The organism is Citrobacter sp. Cpo126, assembly GCF_030332445.1.
In the GTDB taxonomy this organism is placed as follows: Bacteria; Pseudomonadota; Gammaproteobacteria; order Enterobacterales; family Enterobacteriaceae; genus Citrobacter; species Citrobacter portucalensis.
This window is the reverse complement of sequence record NZ_JAOWHT010000004.1, coordinates 1-211: the sequence shown is the minus strand read 5'-3', so window position 1 is coordinate 211 and position 211 is coordinate 1. Positions and strand designations below refer to the sequence as shown.

General features: G+C 51.2%; 1 rRNA gene. It reads left to right on the top strand.

The features are described 5' to 3' along the window. Nucleotides 1–144: 144 nt before the first annotated feature. Nucleotides 145–211 (top strand): 5S ribosomal RNA (rrf, locus tag OGY17_RS00030); the annotation flags it as partial.

The window sequence follows — 211 nt, the reverse complement described above, 5'->3', positions numbered from 1 at the left end:
AGCGATACATTGAGCTAACCGATACTAATGAACCGTGAGGCTTAACCTTACAACGCCGAAGATGTTTTGGCGAAGAGACAGATTTTCAGCCTGATTACAGATTACATCGACATGCCCGGGAGGTGTGTTGGTAAACAGAATTTGCCTGGCGGCTGTAGCGCGGTGGTCCCACCTGACCCCATGCCGAACTCAGAAGTGAAACGCCGTAGCG